Source organism: Paenibacillus sp. FSL M8-0142 (assembly GCF_038597315.1).
Classification (GTDB): Bacteria; Bacillota; Bacilli; order Paenibacillales; family Paenibacillaceae; genus Paenibacillus_AQ; species Paenibacillus_AQ lactis.
In genome coordinates this window covers 3,711,593-3,736,484 of the sequence record NZ_CP152008.1, presented here as the reverse complement: position 1 = coordinate 3,736,484, position 24,892 = coordinate 3,711,593, and the positions used below count along the sequence as shown (strand labels likewise).

Sequence of the window (24,892 nt, the reverse complement as noted above, 5' to 3'; positions counted from 1 at the left end):
ACCATTCACTCGCTGATCGGATTGAGCTTTGTCAGCCTTCTTTGATAGACGAGACGGGAGAGTCCCACACTAATCTCATACAAAAGGAACAGCGGGACGATCACGAGAATGTCGGACACGAAATCAGGGGGCGTAATGGTCACGGCGGCAATGGTCAGCAGCAAATAAGCGACTTTTCGCATTTTGGCCAGCCGCAGCGGATTCAGGATACCGAGTGACGTTAAGAACATGATGACGACGGGCATTTCGAATAGAACGCCGAACGGTACGGTCATATTGATCATGAAGCGGAAATACTTCTCCGCCGTGTATGCGGTCATAAAGTTGCCGGACAGCGAATCCAGAAAGGAAAGCACCATCGGATAGATCACAAAATAACCGAAGGAGAGACCCAGGACAAACAGCCCTGCAATCGCCGGAATATAAGCAAGCGTGATGCGGCGTTCAACAGGGCGAAGACCCGGCACGACAAACCGCCATACCTGATAACCTGCGACCGGAGTCGTTACCGCCAATGCGATCACGCCTGCGATCATGAGATACACCCAGATAACATCCGTAGGCCCCAGAACCTGAAGCTGACCCTCGACATCGCGGGTCAGCATCTTGTACAGGGGTTCTACGTACAGGAAAGCGGCACAGAGGGCAACCAAGAAGGTGCCCAATGTAATCATAATCCGCTTGCGAAGTTCCATAAAATGCTCCGTCAGATGCTGCTCCTGCTCCCGATCCGTCATTTCAGCTTGTCTCCTTCTTCCGTATCGTTCGCGGATACGAGCTCGCGCGTCGAGTTTTTAAACTCGCTGAGCGTCCGTCCGAAAGCCCGCCCCAGCTCAGGCAGCTTCGATGGCCCGAAAATAATCAAGGCGATCAACAGGATCAGAATCAATCCGGTTACTCCGATGTTTCCCAGTGGCATAAGATCAACTCCCCTACATTTATTGTTCTTTCGAAGTCATTTGCAGAAGCTTGGTGATATCACCGGCGATGGATGCATCTCGCGGCGAATCATGCAGCTTGGATGCGATCCGGTCGATCAGGCCAGGCGCCTCCGGATGGGTCACGGTGAGAATTTGCACATGCTTATTAAACATATTCCTCACTTCTTCTCTCGCCTGAGACAGATTATCGGTCTGCGAGGTTTCTTTCCCTGTAACGCCTGGATCCGGCTCGCCTTTACCAGACAAACCGTCCATCTGGCTTAATACCCTCCTCTGTATATGGTCATATTGGTTTGAAGACACGGTGGATTCGGCTTGAGCCAGAATGATCGTGTCATTCACGACAAATGCCTTAATGCCTTCAATGCCCAGCCCCGCGAGTCTTGATTGGACGTGGGAGGACACGCCCCCTTCATGCAGGCTGGAGGAGCCGATCAAGCTGTATACGGTCGTGCCCATTTCGCTTGTCGTCTCCCCATTCTCATTGGTTGTACGTGTTTTCATGCCATGGTAGCTCGGGATGAGATCCGGATCCTGCACATGATGCGCTGCATTGGGATGCACATTCTGAGCTTTTTGCGTGTTCTGTTGATTGTCCGTTTGATTTTGACAGGCTGTGAGCGCAAGCAGCAGCGCAGAGCCTAGAATCGGAGCTTTGCAGCGACTCCAGAATGGATTCATAACTATTCGCCTCCATATGGTTTGGTAAATGTAGCATGCCCGGATGGAGAATAATGTATGAATGGAATTTTGCTGGGGACAATAACGGTATCCAAATGAACTAGAGTAGGGGTGCAAAGCCTTGAGCGAACAAGATCAACATTCACAACAAAATGAAAACCGTGAAGCAACCAAAACCAAAGAGTCCCAAAGAATGTCACGACGGAAATTCTTGACGAGATCCGGCTATGCAGTCGGAGGCGTCGTCCTGGGCGGCTTGCTAGGGTATCTGATCCCGAAGGAGAGAGCGAAGCCTGCAACACCGCCGGCACCACAGAAGCAAGAAGCGAACTACAATGAAGCTTTGATGTTCTTCACGCAGGAGCAGTATGCAATTACGCAAGCAGCTGTGGAGCGAATATTCCCGGCGGATGACAACGGCCCGGGAGCCAAGGACCTCGGCGTAGCCTTCTTTATCGACCACCAGCTGGCCGGGGATTGGGGCTTCAATGCCAGAGACTATATGCAGCCGCCATTCTATGTCGGCGAAAAGACGCAAGGCTATCAGGGGCGGATTAACCGACGCGAGATATTCTATATCGGCTTGAGGGAGATCCAGAACTACAGTCAAAAGAAATACAAGAAGGACTTTCCGGCCCTGTCTCCTGAAGAGCAGGATGCCGTATTGACCGCATTTCAGAATGATGAAGTGAACGTAACGACGATATCCGCAAGCGGATTCTTTAACCTGCTGCGCAGCAGTACCCTGGAAGGGGTCTATAGCGATCCTTTATATGGAGGAAACAAGAATATGCAGGGCTGGGCGATGAGGGATTATCCCGGCAACCAGATGACCTACACGAATATCATCGAGAAAGATTTCACCGTCGTGCCGCCACAGAGTCTGAGAGATCACTTGTAATTCAACCACTATACACGTAAGCGAGGTAAACATATGGCCAAAAAATTGCCTAAGACGGATGTTGTCATAATCGGCGTCGGCTGGGCCGGCGGTATTATCGCATCGGAATTGACGAAACAGGGACTGTCTGTTGTCGGATTGGAACGAGGAAAGGAGAGGGTGACGGAGGATTACTATATGGCGCATGACGAGCTGCGTTACGCGCTTCGTTATGATCTGATGCAGGATCTGTCCAAAGAAACGATTACGTTCCGGGGCAATGAGAAAATTCGCGCCCTGCCTATGCGGCAGTATGGATCCTTCCTTCTCGGAGAGGGGGTAGGCGGGGCCGGCGTACACTGGAACGGGCAGACGTACCGGTTCCTTCCCTATGATTTTGAAATCCGCAGCATGACGGAAGAGCGATATGGGAAAGATAAAATACCGCCGGGCATGATGATTCAGGATTGGGGAATAACCTACGACAAGCTTGAGCCGTACTTTGATAAATTCGAGAAAATGGCGGGCATCTCAGGCGAGGTGAACCCGCTCGCGGGTAAGCGTTCGAATGATTACCCGACGCCGCCGATGCTCCATACGCCATCGATGAAGATGTTCGTAGAAGCGGCTAAAAAGCTCAATCTCCACCCGTACACGGTACCTTCCGCGAACCTATCCGAAAGCTACACGAACCCGGACGGCATTTCGCGGGCGGCGTGCCAATATTGCGGATATTGCGAGCGGTTTGGCTGCGAATACGGTGCGAAAGCCGATCCTGTCGTTACCGTGATCCCAGTTGCGAAGAAAACCGGTAAGTTCGAGATCCGGACGCACTCCTACGTAAGAAGGATCTTACATAGCGGAGGCAAAGCGACCGGAGTAATGTACACGGATATGACAACGGGCGAGGATATTGAACAGCCTGCGGATATTGTGGTCTCAACGGGGTATGTATTTAATAACACCCGCCTGATGCTGCTGTCCAAGATTGGCAAGCCGTATGATCCGGCCACCGGTAAGGGAGTCATTGGCAAAAACTACGCCTATCAGGTTATCAAAGGAAATGCGGTCGGCTTTTTCGACGATCAGAAGTTCAACCTGTACGCCGGTGCAGGCAGTCTCGGCGTCTGCGTGGACGATTATAACGGGGATAATTTCGATCACTCCGATCTGAAATTCATCCATGGCGGAAACATCGCCCATACGTTTACGGGCCAGCGTCCTATTCAGAACAACCCGGTGCCGGAGGATTCACCGCGTTGGGGCAAAGAGTTCAAGGCCAATTCCTTGAAATACGCCAACAGCGTGCTTACGATCGGTTCCCAAGGCTCCTCGATGCCGTTTCGGCATCACTACCTCGATTTGGATCCGACCTACAAGGATGCGTTCGGGGATCCGCTCATTCGGATCACCTTCGACTTCGAGGAGCAGGACCGGGAGCTGGCACGTTATCTATCGGACCGCTGCGGGGACATTATGAAGGAGATGGGCACCGACCGCATTTTGAAAATGAAAGAGCTTGGGCCGTACGAAATCACGACTTACCAATCCACGCATAATACCGGCGGCGTCATCATGGGGGCAAGCCCCGACACTTCGGCAGTGAACAACTATATGCAGATGTGGGATATGGAAAACTTGTTTGTCATCGGGGCGTCCGCCTTCCCGCATAACAGCGGCTACAATCCGACAGGCACTGTGGGAGCTTTAGCTTATCGCGCGGCGGAGGGGATTGTCCAATACAGCAAAAAGGGCGGGTTGTTGGTATAACCTGCAGCTTGCACATCACACTTCAAGGAGGTAGTACACACCATGTTCAAAAAAGGTTGGTTCATAGCGGCACTGATCACCGTGCTGGTTCTATCACTGGCAGCCTGCGGCGGTGGAGGGAACAATGCAACAGAACCCGCTCCGGCTGACGGAACCGAACAGGCTCCGGATACGGCGAATGGCGGAAATGCAGGTAACGGCGAGGGAGCGACTGGCGGGGATGTCAGCGCTCAAGCGCAGTCGCTGTATAATGCAAACTGCATGGCTTGCCATGCAACGGATTTGGGCGGAGGCGGCAACTTTCCAAGCCTTCAGAAGATAGGCGCGGAACATTCCGCCGAAGAGATTGCCGGCATCATTTCAAACGGCCGCGGAGGCATGCCGTCGTTCAAGGACAGACTATCGGAAGACGATATTACGGTGCTGTCGCAATGGCTGGCACAGAAGAAATAGAAGGATCAGCATATAGCAGAACAAGCCGGTGTCCGATCAAGGGCATCGGCTTTTCCTTTATTGCCGGAAATCATTATTGCCGAAATTCATATTGCCCGCATGGCTCAAATGATAAAATGATAGGTGAAAGACATTATCTTACATGAATGATGGAATCGAAAGGAGCTCAAAGAGATGGACTTAGGACTTCAAGGCAAAGTTGCTCTCGTAACCGGCGGGAGCAAGGGCATCGGGTTGGAAACGGCTGTCACGTTCGCTGCGGAAGGAGCGATGGTTGCCATTTGCGCCCGGAACGAGGAGCAGCTGGAAGACGCGGCCGCGATCATCAAGGATCGGACAGGAGCGGATGTCCTGATCATCAGCGCCGACGTGACGAAGCCGGCGGACTGTGAGCGGGCGGTAGCGGAAACCGTCAAGCGCTACGGCCGGCTCGACATCGTCATCAATAATGCTGGAACCGCTGCTGCGAAGCCGTTTGAAGGGATCGATGACGAAGCATGGACAGCCGATTTGGATCTGAAGCTGTTCGGAGCGATCCGCATCTCACGGGCGGCGGTACCGTATTTGCGCGCGGCGAGCGGCGGCTCTATTATTAATGTCACGACATCTTCAGCCAAGACCCCGCCTGCCTCATCGATGCCCAGCAGTGTAAGCCGTGCCGCCGGACAAGCCCTGACGAAGGCCATGAGCCGTGATTTGGCGCAGGACGGAATTCGGGTCAACACCGTTTGCATCGGCATGATCCGAAGCGACCAGCTGGAGCAGCGCTGGAAGAGGGAAGAACCGGGTCTCACATGGGAGCAATACGCCCGGGATCCCCGTCACCACATTCCGCTCGGCCGGATCGGCGACACCGATGAAGCGGCGAAAGTCATCGTGTTCCTAGCTTCCGAAGCAGCTTCTTACGTCACAGGAACATCGGTGAATATCGACGGGGGAGCTGGACCGTCGCTATAAAAAGCTTGCATGCAGCCTTCAAGACAATAGCAGTTTGCAGTGGACGCGCTCCCTGCAGGCAACCACAGAACAGCGGGCAATCCGCTGTTTTTTTGTGGTTCGTATCCGAAGAGCTGAGTTGATTGGAAGGGGACTGGAAAATATTTCAACCTGGCCGGTCGAAAGTGAAGAGCGATGCGAGAGGATGATGTATGTGCCATGGCACCTGCGGTAGGCACCTAGAGTGCCTATTTTTTTACTTCCGATGATTGAAGGATGTCGTAATTTTATAGTCGAACATGTCGCATAGTTGGACTAAAAAAAATCGCAAGATGTGGTACCTTATATTTGGATGTCAGGATTCATGGCGCTGCCGCTTACAGAGGACCTGAGGCCGGCCCGTCTCTCATGATCGGCTCAGGCCGACTTGCCGATGGCGGATAACCCTAGCGGTTCAATGTGGCAGAATTACATAGAAGAACGTATACCTGACCCGTCTGCACCTGATGCGTGCGCATTGGATTCATACCGATTACATTTTATGCAAAGAGATGGTGATGATTGATGAGTAAAGTATATCGTATCGGCATTATCGGCTGCGGCGGCATTGCAAACGGAAAGCATCTGCCGAGCCTTAGCAAATTGAAGAACGTGGAGCTCGTTGCGTTCTGCGATATCGTGAAGGAGCGCGCGGAGGAAGCTGCCAAGACGTACGGAACCGCGGATGCCAGCGTGGTTACCGATTATACCGAGCTTCTGAAAGACGAGACCATCGATATTGTCCATGTTCTGACTCCGAACGATTCCCATGCCGACATTTCGATTGCTGCATTAGAAGCGGGCAAGCATGTCATGTGCGAGAAACCGATGGCCAAGACGGCGGCGGATGCCAAGCGCATGCTGGAAACAGCAAAGCGCACAGGCAAGAAGCTGACGATCGGTTATAATAACCGGTTCCGTGAAGACAGCTTGTATTTGAAGCAAATGTGCGAAGCCGGCGAGCTCGGCCACATCTACTATGCAAAGGCACATGCGGTGCGCAGAAGAGCCGTGCCGACTTGGGGCGTGTTCTTGGACGAGGAGAAGCAAGGCGGGGGGCCGTTGATCGATATCGGTACACACGCGCTTGACTTGACGTTATGGATGATGGATAACTACAAGCCGAAGGTTGTGCTTGGCACTACCTATCATGAGCTGTCCAGTAAGGAAAATGCGGCAAATGCATGGGGGCCATGGGATCCTAAGAAATTTACGGTTGAAGATTCGGCCTTCGGCATGATCGTCATGGAGAACGGTGCGACCATCATTTTGGAATCGAGCTGGGCGCTCAATACGCTCGAGGTCGATGAAGCGAAGTGCAGCTTAAGCGGCACCGAAGGCGGCGCGGACATGAAGAACGGGCTTCGGATCAACGGGGAACAATTCAGCCGGTTATACACGAAGGAAATCGAGCTGAGCTCCGGTGGCGTCGCTTTCTATGAAGGACGCAAGGAATCGGCGCCTGATATTGAGATGAGAAAATGGATTGAAGCAATCGAAGAGGATAAGGATCCTGTCGTGACGCCGGAGCAAGCGTATGTGGTATCCCGCATTCTTGAAGCGCTGTACGAATCCGCACGCCTTGGTCAGGCGGTATACTTGGATTAAATTTGCATTTTCATATCCATAAAATCTGAGGAAAGCTCTGAATAATCAGAGCTTTCTTTGCATTTATAGCAATCGGGAAGAATTTATGAGTGAGCGATTGAATTAATATTGTGCTTAGATGATGGATATATGGAAAGCGAGGTAACCGTGTGATTTTTGAAATAACGATACAGGTTCGCGTTGCGAATTATCCGGAGGGGCTGGAATGGTACCGAATGTTGATGAACCGGGAGCCCGATTTTATTCCCCATGAAGGATTTGCAGAATGGGAGCTGATTCCCGGGTGCTGGCTTCAGGTAGCGGAAGGCGAACCGGCTCCGGGGAGCGGTCCGATCCGTTTAGGTGTACAACATATCGAACGGGAGCGCCAACGTCTTGCCCAGCATTTAAAGACGGAGAGCTTCACCATCCACACTCGGGATGAAGTTCCTGTTAAATGGGGAACGTTTACCGATCCATGGGGGAATCGAATCGGCTTATTTGAATATATGAACAAAGATGAAGAGAGAGAACGGATCCGAATGATCGCCAGTAAATGAAATCGTGAAGGTTTCCCGCTGGCCCCGTCCATGAGCTGCAGAATATCGGAACGCCGATACTGGCGAATGAGAACCACCTGTTTGGCAATAATATACTTAATAGCCTAGGCAGGAGGGACGGCGGGATGATCTTCATATACCACGATTACGGCGGGACCCATACGACGTCGCTGGCGGCCGCTTACCATTTGAATAAGCTGCCGACGCACCGGAAGCTTACAAAGGAAGAAATATTGGCCGTTGATTATTTCAATCAGCTCACGGCTTCAGATATGGGCAAGCTTATCTTTCGTGGACTGGATGAGGACGGAAATCCGGTATACACGGTTGGAAAGGGAAATTCCAAAGCCGTCCTCCCGGCAATGGTTCATATGGCTTCCATGCTTCAGGATAAATTCAAGAACGATGAACCGATCATTTTCTCCAATACGTCGCCTACCGTGCCGATGATGATGAGCATTGGAGGATTTCTGTCCCGGGGACTGAAATTGGATGTGATTGGCGTTCCGTTTCTGGTTAATGGGGCTCAGCAATGCTGCAGGACGATTTATGAGCTCGTGCTTCACACGAAGGATACGGCGGCGGCCAGGGCAGCCACGGATTCGGTGATCATTCTCGACAACCAACATTTTAAACGTAAAAGACAGTAACAAAGACCTTGATCCGTCGGGGTCTTTTTTTGATGCCTTTCAAGTGAGAGGTTAACCGATTTGTCCGATGAAATAGACCGATTCATCAATTTTGTCCATCACGTAACTAGGGGATACACCCTCGAATATAATCCAAAAAGGAGGCATGTCGAACGTAAAGGATAAAGGGGGAGTCAGACTGCCAAAAGATCTTCTGCTGTACGATGTAGACTGGTGGATTCTGGGGAAAACAGCCCGGGTTCTGCAGCGTTATCATCCGAATCTCGAGCTGATGTCGTTTGCTGAAGCAGAAAAGCTCGTTGAATCCGTCGGCGCCCAAGAAATCAATCAGCGTTATTGCGTTATCAGCTCGATGTGCTTAGGAATTGCCGCCTGGGCGATCTTCAAGCATATCCGAGTCGATTCTTCCGCTGCCGTTTCTTATTATTATTTCACTCGAAATTATGAAGCCTTTCGGGAATGGATGGATCCGATCATTCCGGACCCTGAATTCCTTCGGTTGGTGCTTTCCCGCATTCCCGTCATCGGTGCCATGAACCGCAGGCTGACGGCTGCTCTTCAGGATTTGGTTCCTCAAGCACGTATCGATTTTATCGGACATTTTGTCGACACGTTGCATTTTACCCCCGCGGAATCCGTCCGTGGTCCAGATCAACCGTTTGTGATCGGGTGGGCCGGCGACAAGGGGAAGAAGTCGAAAAACTATCATTCGCTCGTTGAACCGATTAAGCAGTATTTTGACCGTCATCCGGGAATCCAGTTCGTGGAAACAAGCGGAGCGTATGCCTATGAAGATATGCCGCGCTTTTACCGCTCCATTGATCTTCTTCTGATCACCTCATCGAGTGAAGGCGGCGGGGCGCCGGCGCTGGAGGCTTTTGCCTGCGGCACGCCGGTCCTGTCTACGGACGTCGGATACATTATGGAAGCCGCCGGCTCTGATTTATATCCTCTCATTTTAAAAACCGATCATCCGCTTGATTTCATCCACGCCATTGAGCACTGGATGCATCATAGGGAAGAGCTGAACTTGATCGGTCAACAGTGCCGGAACAACGTAGAGTTGAACTGGAACATCGAATCAGGGGCAAGGCGCTGGTTATCCCATCTGTTTAACCGAACGGAGGTGAAGTGATGGGAACTTCGAATTGGCAAAATATTTCGTATTGCGTGGAGCTTATCCGCAGGGTGGCGCCGTCTAGCGTGCTTGATGTCGGCGTGGGCTTTGGGCGCTGGGGCATGATATGCCGCGAGTTTCTCGATGTATGGCAGGGAAGGGTGTTCCGGGAGCAATGGACGACAACCATCGAAGGGATTGAGGTGTTCGAGCGAAGCATCGACGATTATCACGATTTCTTCTATAACCGGATTTACCGTACGGAAGCCTACGACTTTTTAGTGACTCAGAAGGAGCAGAGAAAGTACGATTTGATTATTCTAGGCGATGTTCTTGAGCATTTTACGAAACGGCGGGGCGATGAGCTTCTGCGATCTTGTCTGGAGATCAGCCGTTATGTCCTGCTTAATATTCCGATCGGGCAGGATTGGCCGCAGGGAAGCGAGTATGGCAATGAATATGAAACCCACCGCAGCGATTGGAATGAAGCGGACTTTCAAAAATATCCGGTCGTGGAAAAAAAGATGTTCAAGGATTACATTGGCCGCGACTTTGCAACGATGCTGCTGCAAGGAAGCCTGCTTCACTGAGCCTAAACCGAGACGAATGGTTGAGAGGAGCAACTTGGAATGGCTGATCAAACCAGCATGAACCCGCATAAGGTGGTATGCTCCGTGCCGATTGAGCTAGTATTTACGGATACCGATGTGAAATCATCACGTACGGAGCATAGGATTGATCATTACACGGATGCCTGGTTCGAGCATCATTTGCTGCATAGCGATATATCCATTATGCGCTTTACGCCTCATCGGGACCTATATTCGTATTTCATGGGGCATCAAAGTTCTCCCGAAGCCTATCTGGAATGGCACGATAAGATCTACACGACCCGAGGGCTGAAAGCTCCGGACAGGGAGGCGGTGCTCCGTCAGAAGCAGATGGAGTTCATGAATATGAGGAATGAACTCCTCAGAAATAGCAGCTTTTTCATGGATCATCCCATACAAGCGCGATATAATCCTGCGGGATATTTCAATATCAAGGACGGTCATCACCGAGCCTCCTTCCTGTACGTCTTCGGCTTTCGCCGGGTGTATTTGGAAATGAGCTCATCAGACTATGCACAGTGGCTCAATGAGGATCAGGCCGGAGCGGTCCGCGCTACGATCCAAGACCAGCAGCGACAGCTAATCTATACGCCGATCCTGCATCCGGAGTTTTATTCTTGGAGCAGTGAGAGAGACCGTGTATACCCGACCAGACTCGATTATATGATGCGTTATTTGGGAGTGTCTCCTTTGCGCGGAACCCGCGTTGTCGATATCGGCTGTAATATCGGGTATCATGCACGCTGCTTTACCCGCGAGGGGGCTTCCGTGACAGGTATTGAACATGATGCCGATCATTGCCGGATGTTGAAGGCGTTGAACGATTTGGAGCATACGCATTTTCAATGGATTCCGGAGCCTTTCGAAGGTGCCAGCATTGGGAGCTATGATATCGGAATTATGCTGACCGTTTTCTATCATGTCATGAAGAATGAAGAGGTATGCCGAGCGTTTCTTGATAAATTGGATCAATCCGTCGAGCAGCTGCTCTTCTGGGAATCCGGAGACGATCCTCGGAAGGAGAAGAGGCTGATCCAGGAGAATACCGGCTTCACACGATATGAGAAGCTCGCCGACACGTTCGGAACCGGCAAGCTGCGGGAGCTCGGCGTGTTTCAGAAATGATTACCTAACTGAGGCGAAGGGGTGAGCACGATGTTCGAAGGCATTTCTGTGCTGATACCGTATCAGCCGGATGGAGGTCCTCGGGACGAAGCTTTTCGCTACGTAAAGGAGTTCTACAGGCGTCTGCTGCCAGGGGCCGAAGTATGTGTCGGAGACCTGATGGAGCACGAGCGGTTCAGCCGCTCCAAAGCGATCAACAAGGCTGCGGCGTTGGCGAATGGCGACCGGTTCATTATTGCGGACGGGGACTTGATCTATGATCCGGAAATGATGAAAGAGGCTGTGCGTGGGCTGGAGGATCATGAATGGATCATTCCGTTTACCAGCATTACTCGACTGACCCTGAATAACTCCCAAAGCATTCTGCGTGCGGAGATCGGTTGGCCGCTTCAGATAGAGCTTGAAACGCTTCCGCACGATGCCCGTTTGTTTGTCGGGGGCTTAAACCTCGTTACCCGGAACGCCTTCGAGGCAGTCGGGGGGTATGATGAGCGGTTTGTGGGATGGGGCGGGGAGGATGAGGCTTTTGCCTATTCCCTGGATACGATTATCGGAAAGCATATTCGGCTGGAAGGGAATCTGCTGCATTTCTGGCACCCGTTTGTGGGACCTGAGGGAAATCCGAATTATGAGTCCAATTATGCGCTCTATCATCGGTACAAGGCCGCACTTGGCAAACCGGAAGAAATGACACGGCTAATTCAGGAAAAAAGGAAGGAGTCTGACAGGGATGCGATTGTCATTGATCGTCCCGGTACTGAATGAAGAGACGTTCATACCGCTTTATTTGGAAAGCGCTGCAGCTTACGCGGATGAAATCATTATGGTGGATGGCGGCAGCACGGACCGTTCAGTGCCGCTGATCGAGGAATACAAGCGCCATCTTCCCATTCGCTTGTATCATATGCACCAAACCGGTCTGCCCTATACGGAGGACTGGAATGAATCGAAGGTCCGCAACTTTTTGATCGAACAGGCGACCGGTGACTGGATCATGAATTTGGATATCGATGAAATGGTCGACGACCGTTTCATCGAAGTTCTGCCTGAGCTGATGCGTCGAACCGATGCGGATATTTTTCAGTTTCCATTCGTCAACTTCTGGGGCGATCCCTGGACACTCCGTGTGAACAGTCCGGGGGATGAGCGGTGGTCCAACGATATTACCCGAATGTGGCGAGCGAAGATCGGCATAAAGTATCGCGAGGAGAGGCATCACTGCACGCTTGAAGCAAGCGGGGGCCAGAGCATATGGAGCGTGCCGCGCAGCCGGATCGATGTGAATATTTATCACTACCATTACGCTCTCGGCAAAAAAATCAAGTTCAACGATAATCGGCGCGGAGATGTCAACCTTCTGACCAACGAGGGGGAACCGGACTGGAATTTTGCGCATGACGAATACAGCATCGCAACGTTGCCGTTCACGGGGACTCATCCGGAGGTTATACAGCGGTATCTTTATGATGATGTACAATAAAGAACGGAATGTCATATCAACGTAATACGAATAAGCCTTCGCATCCCGGAACCGCTGCAATCCGGTCCGGGATGACGAAGGCTTTATTATGCTTGGTGGACTTGAAGTCACGAGCTGGGCTGGGGCTCCTTGGACCCAATCGATCCCCGTGCCAGCTGGGCAGGGCAAAGTTCTTCCAGCACTTCGGCATTCTCGAGCTTTGCAGTCAAATCGCGCAGCTGGTGTGCATGGTAGGAGGGGCCGTCGATAAGTTCACGCCGCGCATGGACATCGGGCTGTTGTTCGGTTTCGCCGCAATAGATTACGCTATCGAAACGGACACGGCTGAACAAATCCAGCCGATTCGTGAAATAAACCTGCGGACCGGCTTTCCGTATGCCAATGACATCTTGTTGATGATATTTCATCAAGTGAACCACGATGATACGTTTCCGATCGGCGGCGAGCTGCTTAACGATCCGCTTCCATCTGGGATCCTGACGACTCCACTCGCGCTCTCCGAGCACCAGTACGCACTCGACGGTAATGTTCGCAAGCCTCGCGGCCACTTCCTCAGAAGATACTGCCCCGGAAAACCGATTTTCCGGCGGTTTAGGCATCTGCCAGACTTTATTCCATTTCCGTTCATAATAGGACTTGTTGTTGCGCCAAAGCTGATCATACTCGCCCGGCTTCAGCTTTTTGATCGTGGCGCTGCCATGGTGATAAACAAAGGCGTCCTCGATGATTGCCAGTTTGTAACCGGCCCGCTTGACCCGCTCGCAATAATCATCGTCCTCAAACATGCCGACCCCATAATTGCTGTCCAAGTCTCCGATTTGTTCGATCACGCTGCGTTTTATGGCTACGCAGAAGAAGCCAAGCAGATCGGTATACCGACTCCCTCCTTCATAAAACTCGTAAAAATCGCGCAGCCAATCCGAATGGGCGCCTTCTACCGGATTGCCGACGAAATGGTCCACGGTCTGATCGTTACCCACATGATTAGACATAGGTCCGGTCATGCCAAGATCCGGGTCAATCGCCAATGGGTGGATCAACCGCCTGATCCAGCTCCCATCGGGTACGATGGTATCATTGTTCAGCAGAATGATATATTCGCCGCTGGCTTTGCGGCATCCCAGGGAATTCCCTGCGGCAAAGCCGAGATTGGTCGAGGAAAACATGATCCGGAACAGATCGGAATCGAGTTCGGCCAGGCGCTGCCTGGTTTCGTCCGTGGAACCGTTATCGATAACAATGACCTCCATATTGGGATAACGGCCCGGTTTCTGAAGGCTGGTCAGACATTGGCGCGTGTAAGCCCAGTTGTTGTACGTCAAAATGACAACGCTCACTTTCGGGAACAGCCTTGACAAGATCTGCTCATGGAGCTCTATATATCTCATTTCCCATGTATGAGACCGCGCAAATTGCATTCTGGCTTGGACCTCACGGGGGCCCTGCTGCTGCAGGGATCGTTCGATCGCTTGTTCGAAGTCTTCAGGCGTACAGGCGACGAGGGTTAAGCCGGCCGCCACGGTTTCCAGCTCAGGCAGATAAGTGGAAACAACCGGCTTGCCTGCAGCCAAATATTCATAGAGCTTCACCGGATTGGTTGCGCGGGTAAGCTCGTTTTCCAGAAAAGGAATCAAGGCAACATCAAAGCGGTGGAGGTAGGATGGAAGCCGTTCATATGGCTTCTCGCCAAGGAGCATGACGTTCGGGAGGTTCTCAACGACCGATGTGTCGCACCCAAACGTGTGCCCGATCAGGACAAATGTCCAATCCGGCCTTCGTGCTGCCAGTTGGCCAATGAGCCGGATATCAAACCAATCGGAAATCGCTCCATAGTATCCGATGACCGGTCCCCGAATCGACGTGAGCTCCGGTGCGACGGGCATAGGATTGTAAAAATGGGAAGCATCCGCCGCATTGCGCAGAAGCAGGGTGGAAGGATGAAGTTTCTTCATTCGGTCATACAATGCCTGGGATGAGGCCACAACCAAGTCGGCGCTGTGTACTAATTGCTCCTCCTGGCTCAGTATGGCTTTGTCATTGGTAGAGAATCCTTGATGTTCGTCCATGCAGTCATACACGAGCTTGTGATTGCCGATGGCTGTTACGAGCGGTGTCCAGAACGGAAGGTCGACGATCGAAACAAGATGCTCTATCTGAAAGCGAGCCCGGACATAATCGATGGACCAGCTAAGATATCGGATATCCGTCTCATTCATCAGGTCTCTGTACAGATTCAGCTTGCGGGTGGCACAGAGCGTAATGAGCCATATGTTCGGCTCGATCCGTTTAATTCCGACATGCCGTGCCACATCTTCATAAACGGGTTCTTCCATTGGAAGCACTGCGATGTCGGTCGTTATATAAAATACCCTGTGGCCATGAAGGGCGAATTGCTCCGATATTTGCTGAGGCCTTTGCCACCGGAAGTCCCAATCAATTACCGGAAACCGCAGCACGTCATATTCCCCGCGCGCTCCTGCCGGCGGGTTTGAACGTATTTGCACAGCTTCCGATCGATTCTGCTGCTTGCCTTGGGACACGCCAACAGGGCTTAGAGGCAGCGGCTGGGCCGTATGTGGCTTCAGATGCATAGAGGTGCTCGGAAGTGAAAACGGGACATTCAGCCTGCGATTACGAATGGATCTGTTGCGTTTTCCAAGTTTCTTAACCGATAGAGACACTCGTTTTTTTATTGGCTTCCGGGACCTCTTCCGTGGTCTGTTCAACACCATTCTCCTCCCTACGCGATTGTCTATGGTCTTAAATTATGTCTCCATATGGACTTCCGCTTGGGTAGATCACCATTTTTGCACTCGAATGGGTAGGGGGCCCTGGCATTCTTTCTAATAGTGGACAGATCGGTAGGTCATTTGACTATCTTTAGAACGACAGGTATCCACTTGCACCGCGCCGACATATTGTACTCATGACCAAGTGAAGGGGGTAGAGGCCGTGAAATTGCGCAGAACTTTTGTATACCGTTCCGATTGCATTCCAGCCGTCCGGAGCAGAAATTCGTCACTCCGTAAAAGGAAAAAAAGCACCCTTCAAAAGCATTGGGTGCGACTGAAAAAGTTCGTGGTCGCGAGGCTGGCAAGACTGGCGGACCAACTGGGACTTCTCAGACAGCAGGTGGATCGCTTGTCCGTTCAAGTGAGCGCGCTTCAGAGTCGGGTAGACGCTCTGACACCCGCCCAAGGAGGCATCGTATCCTTCTTAAGGGCACGGGTTGGAACTCTCGCAACAATCGAGACGCCTGCCGGGACGTTGTTCGGTACGATTATCCTGGTCGGGGAGGATTTCGTTCAATTGCGGGAGGCAGACGGAAGCATAGTACTCATCCCGCTTCGTAATGTGTTGTCCGTTGTCTGAATACGATAATGGGAGGGGAGTTTATCCATGAACTTCATTGAGGCGTTAAGAAGTTTCATCGGGAGATCCGTTGAACTCGTTCAGCCGGGACAGTTTCTGCAAGGGAGGCTGGCATCGGCCGCCGACGGGATTGTGACGATCGAGATCGCAAGCACCAGCTATATCCCTGCAGCGGAAGTGGTGACGGTATTCAGCAATAACATCACGTTCATCCGCATCCTGCCTTAAGCTGTGATTTAAAGGGAGCGAGGGTCGCCCTTACGTATTTCGTTACGTATTTCGGCCGACATGGACCGGCTCCACGGTTTATAAAGGCGCTCATGCATTCGCGTCATGCTGCCGCTCCGAATTCGCCGGTGATAAAGCGGCAGTGGGAGGTAGCGGATCGTTTCTTCGAGGGCGAGCCGGGCCAACAATTCAATATCCTCGTATAATCTTCCTCCTTGCGGCACCGAAGTGCTCCATCCGTTAAGCTTGATTAACAGACCGACACGGAACATCCGGGGAGCCAGGGCAGGTCCTTCTTCTAGAAGCCATTGACGGGAGAGCGCTTCCGGCGGTTTCTTGACGCCACGGAAGACCAGCTCTCCGCTTCTGCGTTCGGTCCATTCATAATGGTCCGCGTAGATCGCCCCTGAATCCTCCGAGTTTAGGGCCTCTTTTGACAGACGCGCCAAGCACTCCGGCGCCAGCCAGTCGTCGGCGTCCAGCTCCAGCAGCCACTTGCCGCGGGCCCTTTGCAGGGCCGTATTCAGGCAGGCGGCTTTACCAACGTTTCGGTGCTGCCTATAACAGCGAATTCGCGAATCCTCTTGCAGCGTCTTCAAATACGACGGGGTTGCATCGGTCGATCCGTCATCAATGATTAGGAGCTCCCATGCAGGATCATTCTGGGCCATAACGGAACGGACAGCCCAGGGCAGATAATCGGCGTTATTGTAGGTGCAGATCACAACCGATATGACAGGGGAAAATAAAACCTCCGGCCGCTCTTCTACCTGAGTCTGGCTGCGCAGGATGATCGGCATAATCTCTCTGGCTTCCACCTCAGGATTTCTGGCAGGCCGTTCAGGATAGGCTCTAGCGGGAATATAAGCGTCTGTGCTGACCATTTTCCAACGATAAGCATGCCTAATCCGGACATATTGGTCGTAGAGCACCAATGGATCGAAGGGCATGAAATTTCGTCCTGCAAATCCCGGGCACGTGCCAGTCAGCACCGCCGAGGTCCGCCATAGAACCGCGCAATCTTGGATCGTGTCCTGGGTTCGCGTTGTGTACGATCGTCGAGGCTGAATGACGATTCCGCCATCCCCGTCCTGCAGCTCTTGCGACCAGGCTTGAAGCTGTTCCATAAATTCGGGCCGGAGGATATCGCCGCCATGCAGGGTAAGAAAAAACGCTTCGTCATAGCTTTGAAGCGATTGATTCAATCGATCGGCTGTGCCTGTCTCGGGGATCGTGATCACTTCCCAATCAGGCAGTACAGCTTTCAGGGATTTTTCCGTCTGTAGGGTTCCTGAATGACTTCCCCTAGAAATGATAAAAGCGATCATGAAATCTCCTTTTCCTATCGGTGGTTATTGAATCGGTTCTTTCATGCTACGTTAACCATTGTATGCAGCAAATGCCCAAGTGACACGCAACTGAAGAGGGATTTGGGGGGCTGTTTCAATCTCCAACAGCAACCTTGCATGGAGCGCAGGCGAATCATGCATAAGTGCAGAAATCGAGGAGTGAACAACGAATGCGAGGACAAAATAGTAGTTGATGCAAAAAAAAGAAGCATAGCGATGCCCGCCAAAAGGAGTCTAAAACACATTGTATAAAGCTTGACGATATTCATCGTCCATGAATGTGAGGTTTCATAACTGATAGGGATTACAGTATCTTCCATTTAGCGATCAATCGTCGATATATGGAGACTGGCATAACCGGTATCTTATTTCATTACACTATAAAGTTTATAGAAAAATAATATAACGTGATTATTATTGACATAATCAAAGGAATTAAAATAACATTAGGATTATTTCATCATGAAGGAGGCAGCTATGAGTTTTAAGGAGCAGTACGAAGAAATTGCGCAGATCGCCCGGACGATATTCGAACATCCCGAGCTTGGGTACAAAGAATTCAAGACAAGCGGGCTGGTTGAAGAATTCTTGAAGAAAGTAAATCCTGAAGCCGAGCTTCAGACGTTCAGCACGACGGGGCTACGGACCTCGCTCGGAGCCGGGAAACCGCTCAACATCGCCTTCATTGCGGAGCTTGACGCCGTTTATGCACCTTCCCACTGGCGTTCCGATCCGGCGACTGGCGCTGCGCATAATTGCGGACATTACACTCAGGTGGCGATTGCGCTTGCATTGTACAAGCACTACGTGGAGACCAACGCTTATGAAAATCTTGATTATACGCTGACGTTCATTTTCGTTCCCGCGGAAGAGTACCTGGATCTTGCCTACCGGGATGAGCTCCTTAAGAAAGGAACAATTTCGTATTACGGCGGAAAACCCGAAGCGATGAAGCTTGGGGTCTTCGACGATATCGATATCGGGCTGTGCGTGCACGCCATGGGCGGCGAGTTCGACAAGCGTACGATCGAAATCAACTGCGACCTGGCAGGCTTCTTGTACAAGCAGTATACATTTACGGGTAAAGCAACGCATGCCGGGTTTGATCCGTTCTCCGCCAAAAATGCTTACAGTATGTCAACGCTGTTCAATGTGGCGCTCGGGCTTAGCAGGCAGCAAATGAAAGACAGCGAGAAGGTTCGAATGAATCCGATCGTCCTTGATTCGGATATGTCGACGAATGTCGTTCCGAACCGGATTACGGTCGGAAGTGACTTGCGGACTCTTTCGGTGGAGTATATGAAGGAAGCTGCAGAAAAGATGGACGATGCGGCGAGAGGGAGCGCGCTGGCGCTGCAGGGCGAGGTTGAGATCAAGACGCAGATGGGATATCTGCCGTTCGTTCAGGATCGATATTTGTCGGAATTTGTAATGGAAGCATTCCAGCGCAATGATGAAATCGAGGCGATCTGGAACAACAATGCCATCAGCGCAGCGGGTGATATCGGGGATCTGGCTTTTATGATGCCATGCATACAAATCGGTTACAGCGGCTTTACGGGTACGATTCACGGGGATGATTTCAAAGATATTGACCCCGAATATATTTATGAGGTGTTCCCGAGATTTCTGACCCAGGTGCTTGAAGGGATGAACGGCCGAATCGATCGCTCGAAGCTGTACCGGAGATCTTTCGCCGAATACGAGCAGCTGCTAGAGTCCATTGTAAGTGCAAAGCCGATAAACGGAAATGAGGTCAAGGCATGAAGTCGAAACAATCATTCATCTATTTACTCGCATTCGTACTGATCGTCATTGCGGTTTCCGAATTTATCGGGATTCAGGCGGTAAAGGTCGGGTCTGTTAAAATAAGTTTGCTGCCGCTCGTGTTCGCGATATTGATTACAATGATCCTTGGTTTGTCGATCTTCCGCAAAGGGTTCATGAAGAAAATATACAGCGAAGCGAATGTCGCTTTCTCAAGCAAGTACTTGATTTTCATCATGCTGCCGCTTATGGCAAGATACGGCGCGGATGTCGCTCCGAGGATCGAGGAAATTTTAAAGGTCGGCTGGGTGTTCATCATCCAGGAAATCGGAAATCTGGGGACGATTTTGCTCGGACTCCCGATCGCCATTCTGCTCGGCCTGCGAAGAGAAGCGATCGGCTCGACGCTGGGACTCGGGCGTGAAGGCGAGCTGGCCTACATATCCGAAAAGTATACGCTCGACTCCGACGAAGGGCGGGGCGTCCTTTCCTTGTATATTATCGGCACCCTGTTCGGTACGTTGTTCTTCAGCATTATTGCTCCTATTATGCATGCCTCCGGCTTCTCAATCGAAGCGTTGGCGATGGCTTCCGGGGTCGGATCGGCAAGCATGATGACAGGCTCGTCATCAGCTCTGATCGCAACAGCGCCTGATATGGAACAAACCATCAACAGCTATGCAGCAGCGAGCCAGTTGCTTACAAGCTTCCTGGGAACCTACACGATGGTATTCCTGGCGGTGCCGCTGCAGCGGTTCATGTACAAATTGTTAGTCAGAGGTGATAAATGATGAGCACCGGCATGAATAAATATGCTAAATACGCCCTCGTCCTCCTGCTCAGCGTCAGTCTCATCCTGTTTACGGAACAGATGAAGTTCATAAAGAGCGGTGAAGGCCATATTACATTCGGGACGATTACCGGTTTGGCCGTTTTGTGGCTGTTTTCCTTTATCGGGGTCATCATCTCAACGTTAATGAAGAAAGTGCCGGTAAAGTTCTTGCAGGAGTTCCCGGTCCTTGGGTGGGTATCCATCGTTTCGCTCATCTGCTGCCTCATATCGGACGTATTCGTTGATGCTATTGCCAATGTCAATTTCCTCTCCATTACGACGCCGATTTTGGCTTTCGCGGGCATCTCCGTTGCCGACCGGCTGGCCGATCTTCGCAAAACGTCATGGCGAGTCGCGATTGTTGCGGTCTTCGTATTTACAGGAACCTATGTAGGGAGTGCTCTGCTGTCGGAGCTCGGTCTTTACTTATCGGGTAAATAACATTCATGGGAATTTTAGATACAACCCGCCTTATCCATCGATAAGGCGGGTTGTTTTTGCTTGCAGCGGATAGCAACATGTCCTTAATTCACTTCCTTCGGTTTATCGCCGATCAAGCCCAGCAAAAACATTTGGGAATATGTGAAGCCTTTATAGATTTTGGTAACGCACGCTTGTAAAAGATGATTTGACAGGCAAAAAAACGAGGAGTAGAATGAATTTGCAGCTGCTTGAACACTTGTTCAAAACGATCGTTCAAAAATTAAAAATGCAACTTATCGAAATAGAGAATCGCAAATACATGAAGACAGGAAATGGAGATCGATGGTAAACGAAGAACAGGAGCAGGCTCAGGAAAAGGACGTCAAAGAGAAAATTTTGGGGGCGGCCAGGAAGCTTTTTGCCGGTAAGGGCTTTGAAGGCACCAGCGTCAGGCAAATCTGCGACGAAGCCGGCGTAGCCTTAGCGCTTGTATCCTACCATTTCGGAGGAAAAGACAAGCTGCTATATGCGCTGTTTGAGCCGCTTAACGAGCACTTTGCCAAGTTGTCCTTCCATTTGGAGGAACCGGTTGAGGCGCTTAAACAGTTTATTCGCGGATTTGTTGCCTACCGTTACGAGAACGAAGAGCTTATTCATATCCTGCAGCAGGAAATGATGATGCAAAGTCCCCGGCTGCGGATGCTATCGAACGCCTATTACCCGTCATGGGAGCATCTACGGGCGATATTGGAGGCAGGCAAGAGGCAGGGGGAGCTTCATTTCGAATCGATTGTACATGCCGTGCATTTTGTGATGGGTGCCGTTATTTTTTCCAGACAGATTCCGTTTCTCGAGCCGGTGTTCAGCGATTTGCCGCCTGTAAAGGACGATGCAGCGCAGGCGGCGGAGCATATCATTCGCCTGGTCTTGCACGGTTTGCATTCAAGATAACATCAAAGGGGATAACACCATGAAAGCAGCAAAAATTTACGGAGCGAAAGACATTCGGGTTGAAGAGACATCTGTTCCGTCTCTTGAAGCAGGCCACGTGCTCATCAAGGTCGATTATGCAGGCATTTGCGGAAGCGATATGCATGAATATATGGCAGGGACCTTTCCGATCCGGACACAGCCGGTGCTTGGACATGAATTCTCCGGCACGGTCGTTGAAATTGGCGAGGGCGTTACGGAAATGCAGCCAGGCGACAAGGTGGCCGTTGAACCGCTGATTGCCTGCGGGCATTGCGCCAATTGCCGAAGAGGCATGGCCAACCTGTGCACGAACAGCAGCGGTTACGGCTATTCGCTGTCGGGCGGCTTCGCGGAATATGCGGTTGTACGAGAAGCAAAATGCGTTTAAGCTTCCGGAAGGAATGGACGTAAAGCTTGGCGCGCTTGTCGAGCCTACAGCCGTAGCGGTGCATGCCGTACGGCAAAGCACCCTGCGACTGGGCGATACGGCAGCTATTTTCGGTGCGGGTCCTATCGGGCTGCTGCTTCTTCAAGCGGTAAAGGCGGCGGGAGCAAGCGAAATCATTGTCGTTGAGGTTTCCGATGAACGCCGGGAGAAAGCGCTGGAGCTCGGTGCAACCCATGTTATCCATCCGGTCGAAGCCGATGCGGTTCAACAAATCAAGGAACTGACGGGCGGCGGAGTCGATGTGGCCTTTGATGCAGCCGGCGTTCAGGCCACATTCTTAAGCGGTGTCAGCGCGGTTCGAAAAGGCGGAGAGTTTAAGGTGGTGAGCCTATGGGAACAGCCGGTTACCTTCAGTCCGAACAGCTTTGTAAAAACCGAAGCGAAAATTACCGGGTCATACGCTTATGTCAATTTGTTCCCTGAGGTGATCCGGCTGCTCGCTCGCGGCATCATCGATGGAAATAAGGTCATTACAAGTCTCATCCCGCTTGAAGACATTGTTGGAAAAGGCTTTGAGGCCCTTGCTAGTGACCGAAAGCAATGCAAAATTTTAGTGGATATGCAATTGTCATAAACGAACAGTCCTGTCATGGATCCTATTCTATGGCAGGGCTTTTTTTGGTTTTAAGATAAATTGGTTCGATCTGGATACGATTCAACCTCATTGGGATATCCTAACCCTATCCATATTCGAAATTTGGAATTCAATATGTCCGAAATAGGGTATACCATGAATACATTCCAAGTTTGTACAGGAGGTTGGCGAAGTGAGATCATCGACCGATATTGCGATTCTGGGGATGGGGACAGCCCTGCCCGCCCATTCGGTTGCCCAGTCCGATATTGCGGATTTAATAGCCTCATCTTTGCAGGATCGACCGGATTTGGCCCGATTTGCGAAAAGGGTGTTCAAGTCATGCGGCGTAGAGAGACGGTATACCTGTGAACCCAATTACTTGGGGCCGCTTGAGGATTGCCGTTATTTGCCGCTCCGCGAGGAAATGGACGTACCGTCCACGGAGGAGCGAATGCGTACCTATCAGCGAGAGGCGCTTCCGCTTGGATTGGAGGCTGCTGAGCAGGCATTGAACGATGCCGGCATTTCCCGTGAAAAAGTATCACATATGATTACGGTCAGCTGTACGGGGCAATTTCAACCGGGTCTTGATATTATGCTGATTCGGCACTTAGGTCTATCGCCTCGGGTCAATCGGCTGCCATTGATTTTCCAGGGCTGCGCCGCCGGGCTGAAAGCGATTCAGATGGCGCGGGATGTCGTTCAGGGTGACCCGAGTGCCCATGTGCTGATTGTATGCGTGGAGCTATGTACGCTTCATTTTCAGCCGGTGAAGGAGAGGGAGGCGTTGTTTGCCGCTTCGTTCTTCGGGGACGGAGCGTCCGCCTGCGTCATCGGCTGCCCGGAGGCTTGGCATCAGCATGTTCTGAAGCTGGGCTACGGCTACTCGGTACTTCTCCCGGACTCAACGGAGGACATGACATGGGAGGTTGGGGATATTGGCTTCGAGCTTTATTTATCTCCCCGAATTCCTAAGCTGCTGGCTGCTCATCTCGAGGAAGAGCTTCGACTCCTGCTCCATGAAGACCAGCTCCCTGAGCTGTGGGCGATCCATCCTGGAGGAAGAGGCATCGTCGATGCGGTACAGGATGTGATGCGTCTAAGCGATGAACAGACACACTACAGCAGAGAGGTTTTAAGGACGGCAGGCAATTTGTCTTCCGTCACCATTATGTTCGTGCTGAACGCCATGCGCATGGATATGAAAAACCGGAATGAAGCCTCTACAGAAGGGATTGCCATGGCATTCGGACCCGGACTGACGGCAGAGCTTATGCGCTTTAGCTACGTTCCAGCATATTCTTCATCCTTAAGTGAGCAGGACCATGTCCTTCTTTAGACCATTGTCCATGCGGGCGCAGGAAGAAGAGCTGATGGATGACTTTTCCCGGGGCGGCGAAGAATTAAGCGAGGCACTCAAGCATTTAAGGCGGCTGAACAAACTGTTTGCTGCGCCGGGACCCACGCTGACCGGGGTGGATCAATTATGGAAGCGCATCGGAAGTCCAGGCAAGCTCAGCATTCTGGATGTAGGGGCAGGCTCAGGCGATATTAACCGGAAGCTGATCCGATGGTCCGAACGAAAGGGGATCCAGTTGACGATTACCCTGGTTGATCTGACGGAGGAAGCATGCGAGGAGGCCAGACGGTTATTCAGCAGGGAACCAAGGGTACGGGTACAGCGTGCGGACGTGAAGGAGCTCCCCGAAGCCACGGCTGATATTGTGACAGGCTCTCAGTTCGTTCATCATTTTGACGGCGAGCAGCTGATCGATATCGTATCCCACATGCTGCGGGCCTCCGTCCACGGAGTCGTGATCAATGATATCCATCGGCATCGGCTGTCCTATGCAGCGGTTTGGTTGGCAACGCGTCTCATTTCCCGCAACCGGTACATTAGGCATGATGGACCGTTGTCAGTGGCCAAGGGCTTTAACGGAAGCGATTGGGAGCAGCTGAAACGGCAATTGGCACACGAGACGATGACTTACGAATGGAGGCCTCTGTTCCGATATTCCGTTGTCATCCCCAAGATATGAGGTGCCAAGCGACTCACGGTAGCAGATCGTAAATCCATCGGTCCAAAATTGTCCC

Annotated in this window: 25 protein-coding genes and 1 pseudogene; 21 read left to right on the top strand and 5 right to left on the bottom strand. The window is 51.6% G+C overall.

Annotation, left to right across the window (positions count from 1 at the left end):
• Window positions 1–5: 5 nt before the first annotated feature.
• The 3 genes from tatC to NSQ46_RS17195 are packed head-to-tail and all read right to left on the bottom strand — an operon-like array spanning window position 6 to window position 1,622.
• Window positions 6–737 carry a twin-arginine translocase subunit TatC gene (gene tatC, locus NSQ46_RS17205; protein ID WP_007128363.1) on the bottom strand — a complete coding sequence of 244 codons (732 nt, stop codon included), beginning with the start codon at window positions 735–737 and terminating at the stop codon, window positions 6–8.
• Window positions 734–919, bottom strand: coding sequence for a twin-arginine translocase TatA/TatE family subunit (tatA, locus tag NSQ46_RS17200; RefSeq protein ID WP_007128362.1), 186 nt, complete (start codon window positions 917–919; stop codon window positions 734–736). Before tatA ends, tatC begins: the two co-directional genes overlap by 4 nt.
• Window positions 920–938: 19 nt before the next feature.
• Window positions 939–1,622 carry a hypothetical protein gene (locus NSQ46_RS17195; protein WP_007128361.1) on the bottom strand — a complete coding sequence of 228 codons (684 nt, stop codon included), beginning with the start codon at window positions 1,620–1,622 and terminating at the stop codon, window positions 939–941.
• Window positions 1,623–1,815: 193 nt separating this feature from the next.
• Between NSQ46_RS17195 and NSQ46_RS17190 the strand changes: the two genes are divergently transcribed.
• The 12 genes from NSQ46_RS17190 (at window position 1,816) to NSQ46_RS17135 (ending at window position 12,830) form a co-directional block, all read left to right on the top strand.
• Window positions 1,816–2,523, top strand: coding sequence for a gluconate 2-dehydrogenase subunit 3 family protein (locus NSQ46_RS17190; RefSeq protein ID WP_100085178.1), 708 nt, complete (start codon window positions 1,816–1,818; stop codon window positions 2,521–2,523).
• A gap of 33 nt (window positions 2,524–2,556) precedes the next feature.
• Entirely contained in the window at window positions 2,557–4,272 is a 1,716-nt protein-coding gene (locus NSQ46_RS17185; protein ID WP_007128359.1) for a GMC family oxidoreductase, read from the top strand.
• A gap of 42 nt (window positions 4,273–4,314) precedes the next feature.
• Window positions 4,315–4,725 (top strand): cytochrome c, encoded by a 411-nt coding sequence (locus tag NSQ46_RS17180; RefSeq protein ID WP_007128358.1) that lies wholly within the window; start codon window positions 4,315–4,317, stop codon window positions 4,723–4,725.
• A gap of 174 nt (window positions 4,726–4,899) precedes the next feature.
• Complete coding sequence (locus NSQ46_RS17175; protein ID WP_007128357.1) at window positions 4,900–5,682, top strand: SDR family oxidoreductase; 783 nt, start codon at window positions 4,900–4,902, stop codon at window positions 5,680–5,682.
• Between the two features lie 543 nt (window positions 5,683–6,225).
• On the top strand, window positions 6,226–7,308 hold the full coding sequence (locus tag NSQ46_RS17170; RefSeq protein WP_007128356.1) for a Gfo/Idh/MocA family oxidoreductase: 1,083 nt from the start codon (window positions 6,226–6,228) through the stop codon (window positions 7,306–7,308).
• 149 nt (window positions 7,309–7,457) lie between these two features.
• The gene (locus NSQ46_RS17165) at window positions 7,458–7,847 is read left to right on the top strand and encodes a VOC family protein (RefSeq protein WP_342574132.1); all 390 of its coding nucleotides are present in this window, start codon (window positions 7,458–7,460) and stop codon (window positions 7,845–7,847) included.
• 125 nt (window positions 7,848–7,972) lie between these two features.
• The gene (locus NSQ46_RS17160; RefSeq protein ID WP_342574131.1) at window positions 7,973–8,497 is read left to right on the top strand and encodes a DUF3189 family protein; all 525 of its coding nucleotides are present in this window, start codon (window positions 7,973–7,975) and stop codon (window positions 8,495–8,497) included.
• Window positions 8,498–8,642: 145 nt separating this feature from the next.
• Complete coding sequence (locus NSQ46_RS17155) at window positions 8,643–9,632, top strand: glycosyltransferase family 4 protein (protein WP_251535165.1); 990 nt, start codon at window positions 8,643–8,645, stop codon at window positions 9,630–9,632.
• Complete coding sequence (locus NSQ46_RS17150) at window positions 9,632–10,204, top strand: methyltransferase domain-containing protein (protein ID WP_007128352.1); 573 nt, start codon at window positions 9,632–9,634, stop codon at window positions 10,202–10,204. Before NSQ46_RS17155 ends, NSQ46_RS17150 begins: the two co-directional genes overlap by 1 nt.
• A 39-nt stretch (window positions 10,205–10,243) precedes the next feature.
• On the top strand, window positions 10,244–11,350 hold the full coding sequence (locus NSQ46_RS17145) for a class I SAM-dependent methyltransferase (protein WP_342574130.1): 1,107 nt from the start codon (window positions 10,244–10,246) through the stop codon (window positions 11,348–11,350).
• A gap of 30 nt (window positions 11,351–11,380) precedes the next feature.
• Window positions 11,381–12,115 (top strand): galactosyltransferase-related protein, encoded by a 735-nt coding sequence (locus NSQ46_RS17140; RefSeq protein ID WP_034272760.1) that lies wholly within the window; start codon window positions 11,381–11,383, stop codon window positions 12,113–12,115.
• Window positions 12,081–12,830, top strand: a complete 750-nt coding sequence (locus NSQ46_RS17135; protein WP_342574127.1) for a glycosyltransferase — start codon at window positions 12,081–12,083, stop codon at window positions 12,828–12,830. Before NSQ46_RS17140 ends, NSQ46_RS17135 begins: the two co-directional genes overlap by 35 nt.
• Before the next feature lie 107 nt (window positions 12,831–12,937).
• Here the strand turns inward: NSQ46_RS17135 and NSQ46_RS17130 are convergent, their stop codons facing one another.
• A complete protein-coding gene (locus tag NSQ46_RS17130; RefSeq protein WP_342574126.1) occupies window positions 12,938–15,421 on the bottom strand; it encodes a glycosyltransferase in 2,484 nt (827 codons plus the stop codon).
• A gap of 361 nt (window positions 15,422–15,782) precedes the next feature.
• On the opposite strand from NSQ46_RS17130, the gene NSQ46_RS17125 reads away from it, so the two are divergent.
• Together NSQ46_RS17125 and NSQ46_RS17120 are read left to right on the top strand one after the other, a co-directional pair.
• Entirely contained in the window at window positions 15,783–16,202 is a 420-nt protein-coding gene (locus NSQ46_RS17125; protein ID WP_007128347.1) for a hypothetical protein, read from the top strand.
• A gap of 27 nt (window positions 16,203–16,229) precedes the next feature.
• On the top strand, window positions 16,230–16,430 hold the full coding sequence (locus tag NSQ46_RS17120; RefSeq protein WP_007128346.1) for a hypothetical protein: 201 nt from the start codon (window positions 16,230–16,232) through the stop codon (window positions 16,428–16,430).
• 8 nt (window positions 16,431–16,438) lie between these two features.
• Here NSQ46_RS17120 and NSQ46_RS17115 read toward each other — a convergent pair whose 3' ends face one another.
• The gene (locus NSQ46_RS17115) at window positions 16,439–17,758 is read right to left on the bottom strand and encodes a glycosyltransferase family 2 protein (RefSeq protein WP_007128345.1); all 1,320 of its coding nucleotides are present in this window, start codon (window positions 17,756–17,758) and stop codon (window positions 16,439–16,441) included.
• A 498-nt stretch (window positions 17,759–18,256) separates the two neighbouring features.
• On the opposite strand from NSQ46_RS17115, the gene NSQ46_RS17110 reads away from it, so the two are divergent.
• From NSQ46_RS17110 to NSQ46_RS17080, 7 genes and pseudogenes are all read left to right on the top strand, one after another.
• The gene (locus NSQ46_RS17110) at window positions 18,257–19,546 is read left to right on the top strand and encodes a M20/M25/M40 family metallo-hydrolase (protein ID WP_007128344.1); all 1,290 of its coding nucleotides are present in this window, start codon (window positions 18,257–18,259) and stop codon (window positions 19,544–19,546) included.
• Entirely contained in the window at window positions 19,543–20,337 is a 795-nt protein-coding gene (locus NSQ46_RS17105) for a DUF3100 domain-containing protein (protein ID WP_007128343.1), read from the top strand. Before NSQ46_RS17110 ends, NSQ46_RS17105 begins: the two co-directional genes overlap by 4 nt.
• Window positions 20,337–20,819: a hypothetical protein gene (locus tag NSQ46_RS17100; RefSeq protein ID WP_083832588.1), complete on the top strand. Its 483-nt coding sequence runs from the start codon at window positions 20,337–20,339 to the stop codon at window positions 20,817–20,819. Before NSQ46_RS17105 ends, NSQ46_RS17100 begins: the two co-directional genes overlap by 1 nt.
• Window positions 20,820–21,143: 324 nt before the next feature.
• Entirely contained in the window at window positions 21,144–21,752 is a 609-nt protein-coding gene (locus NSQ46_RS17095) for a TetR family transcriptional regulator (RefSeq protein WP_007128340.1), read from the top strand.
• A 19-nt stretch (window positions 21,753–21,771) separates the two neighbouring features.
• Window positions 21,772–22,795 (top strand): annotated as a pseudogene (locus NSQ46_RS17090) (2,3-butanediol dehydrogenase).
• 226 nt (window positions 22,796–23,021) lie between these two features.
• Window positions 23,022–24,137, top strand: a complete 1,116-nt coding sequence (locus NSQ46_RS17085; protein ID WP_342577006.1) for a type III polyketide synthase — start codon at window positions 23,022–23,024, stop codon at window positions 24,135–24,137.
• Entirely contained in the window at window positions 24,124–24,837 is a 714-nt protein-coding gene (locus NSQ46_RS17080; RefSeq protein WP_007128336.1) for a methyltransferase domain-containing protein, read from the top strand. Before NSQ46_RS17085 ends, NSQ46_RS17080 begins: the two co-directional genes overlap by 14 nt.
• Window positions 24,838–24,892 lie beyond the last annotated feature (55 nt).

Excerpts from the sequence above, each read along its gene's own strand:
- NSQ46_RS17150 (WP_007128352.1), top strand. The coding sequence starts at position 9,632 with ATGGGAACTTCGAATTGGCAAAATATTTCGTATTGCGTGGAGCTTATC.
- NSQ46_RS17135 (WP_342574127.1), top strand. The coding sequence starts at position 12,081 with ATGCGATTGTCATTGATCGTCCCGGTACTGAATGAAGAGACGTTCATA.
- NSQ46_RS17140 (WP_034272760.1), top strand. The coding sequence starts at position 11,381 with ATGTTCGAAGGCATTTCTGTGCTGATACCGTATCAGCCGGATGGAGGT.
- tatC (WP_007128363.1), bottom strand. The coding sequence starts at position 737 with ATGACGGATCGGGAGCAGGAGCAGCATCTGACGGAGCATTTTATGGAA.
- NSQ46_RS17115 (WP_007128345.1), bottom strand. The coding sequence starts at position 17,758 with ATGATCGCTTTTATCATTTCTAGGGGAAGTCATTCAGGAACCCTACAG.
- NSQ46_RS17085 (WP_342577006.1), top strand. The coding sequence starts at position 23,022 with ATGGGGACAGCCCTGCCCGCCCATTCGGTTGCCCAGTCCGATATTGCG.
- NSQ46_RS17180 (WP_007128358.1), top strand. The coding sequence starts at position 4,315 with ATGTTCAAAAAAGGTTGGTTCATAGCGGCACTGATCACCGTGCTGGTT.
- NSQ46_RS17190 (WP_100085178.1), top strand. The coding sequence starts at position 1,816 with ATGTCACGACGGAAATTCTTGACGAGATCCGGCTATGCAGTCGGAGGC.
- NSQ46_RS17095 (WP_007128340.1), top strand. The coding sequence starts at position 21,144 with ATGGTAAACGAAGAACAGGAGCAGGCTCAGGAAAAGGACGTCAAAGAG.
- NSQ46_RS17110 (WP_007128344.1), top strand. The coding sequence starts at position 18,257 with ATGAGTTTTAAGGAGCAGTACGAAGAAATTGCGCAGATCGCCCGGACG.
- NSQ46_RS17145 (WP_342574130.1), top strand. The coding sequence starts at position 10,244 with ATGGCTGATCAAACCAGCATGAACCCGCATAAGGTGGTATGCTCCGTG.
- NSQ46_RS17185 (WP_007128359.1), top strand. The coding sequence starts at position 2,557 with ATGGCCAAAAAATTGCCTAAGACGGATGTTGTCATAATCGGCGTCGGC.
- NSQ46_RS17105 (WP_007128343.1), top strand. The coding sequence starts at position 19,543 with ATGAAGTCGAAACAATCATTCATCTATTTACTCGCATTCGTACTGATC.
- NSQ46_RS17100 (WP_083832588.1), top strand. The coding sequence starts at position 20,337 with ATGAGCACCGGCATGAATAAATATGCTAAATACGCCCTCGTCCTCCTG.
- NSQ46_RS17160 (WP_342574131.1), top strand. The coding sequence starts at position 7,973 with ATGATCTTCATATACCACGATTACGGCGGGACCCATACGACGTCGCTG.
- NSQ46_RS17130 (WP_342574126.1), bottom strand. The coding sequence starts at position 15,421 with ATGCATCTGAAGCCACATACGGCCCAGCCGCTGCCTCTAAGCCCTGTT.
- NSQ46_RS17175 (WP_007128357.1), top strand. The coding sequence starts at position 4,900 with ATGGACTTAGGACTTCAAGGCAAAGTTGCTCTCGTAACCGGCGGGAGC.
- NSQ46_RS17080 (WP_007128336.1), top strand. The coding sequence starts at position 24,124 with ATGTCCTTCTTTAGACCATTGTCCATGCGGGCGCAGGAAGAAGAGCTG.
- tatA (WP_007128362.1), bottom strand. The coding sequence starts at position 919 with ATGCCACTGGGAAACATCGGAGTAACCGGATTGATTCTGATCCTGTTG.
- NSQ46_RS17195 (WP_007128361.1), bottom strand. The coding sequence starts at position 1,622 with ATGAATCCATTCTGGAGTCGCTGCAAAGCTCCGATTCTAGGCTCTGCG.
- NSQ46_RS17120 (WP_007128346.1), top strand. The coding sequence starts at position 16,230 with ATGAACTTCATTGAGGCGTTAAGAAGTTTCATCGGGAGATCCGTTGAA.
- NSQ46_RS17170 (WP_007128356.1), top strand. The coding sequence starts at position 6,226 with ATGAGTAAAGTATATCGTATCGGCATTATCGGCTGCGGCGGCATTGCA.
- NSQ46_RS17155 (WP_251535165.1), top strand. The coding sequence starts at position 8,643 with ATGTCGAACGTAAAGGATAAAGGGGGAGTCAGACTGCCAAAAGATCTT.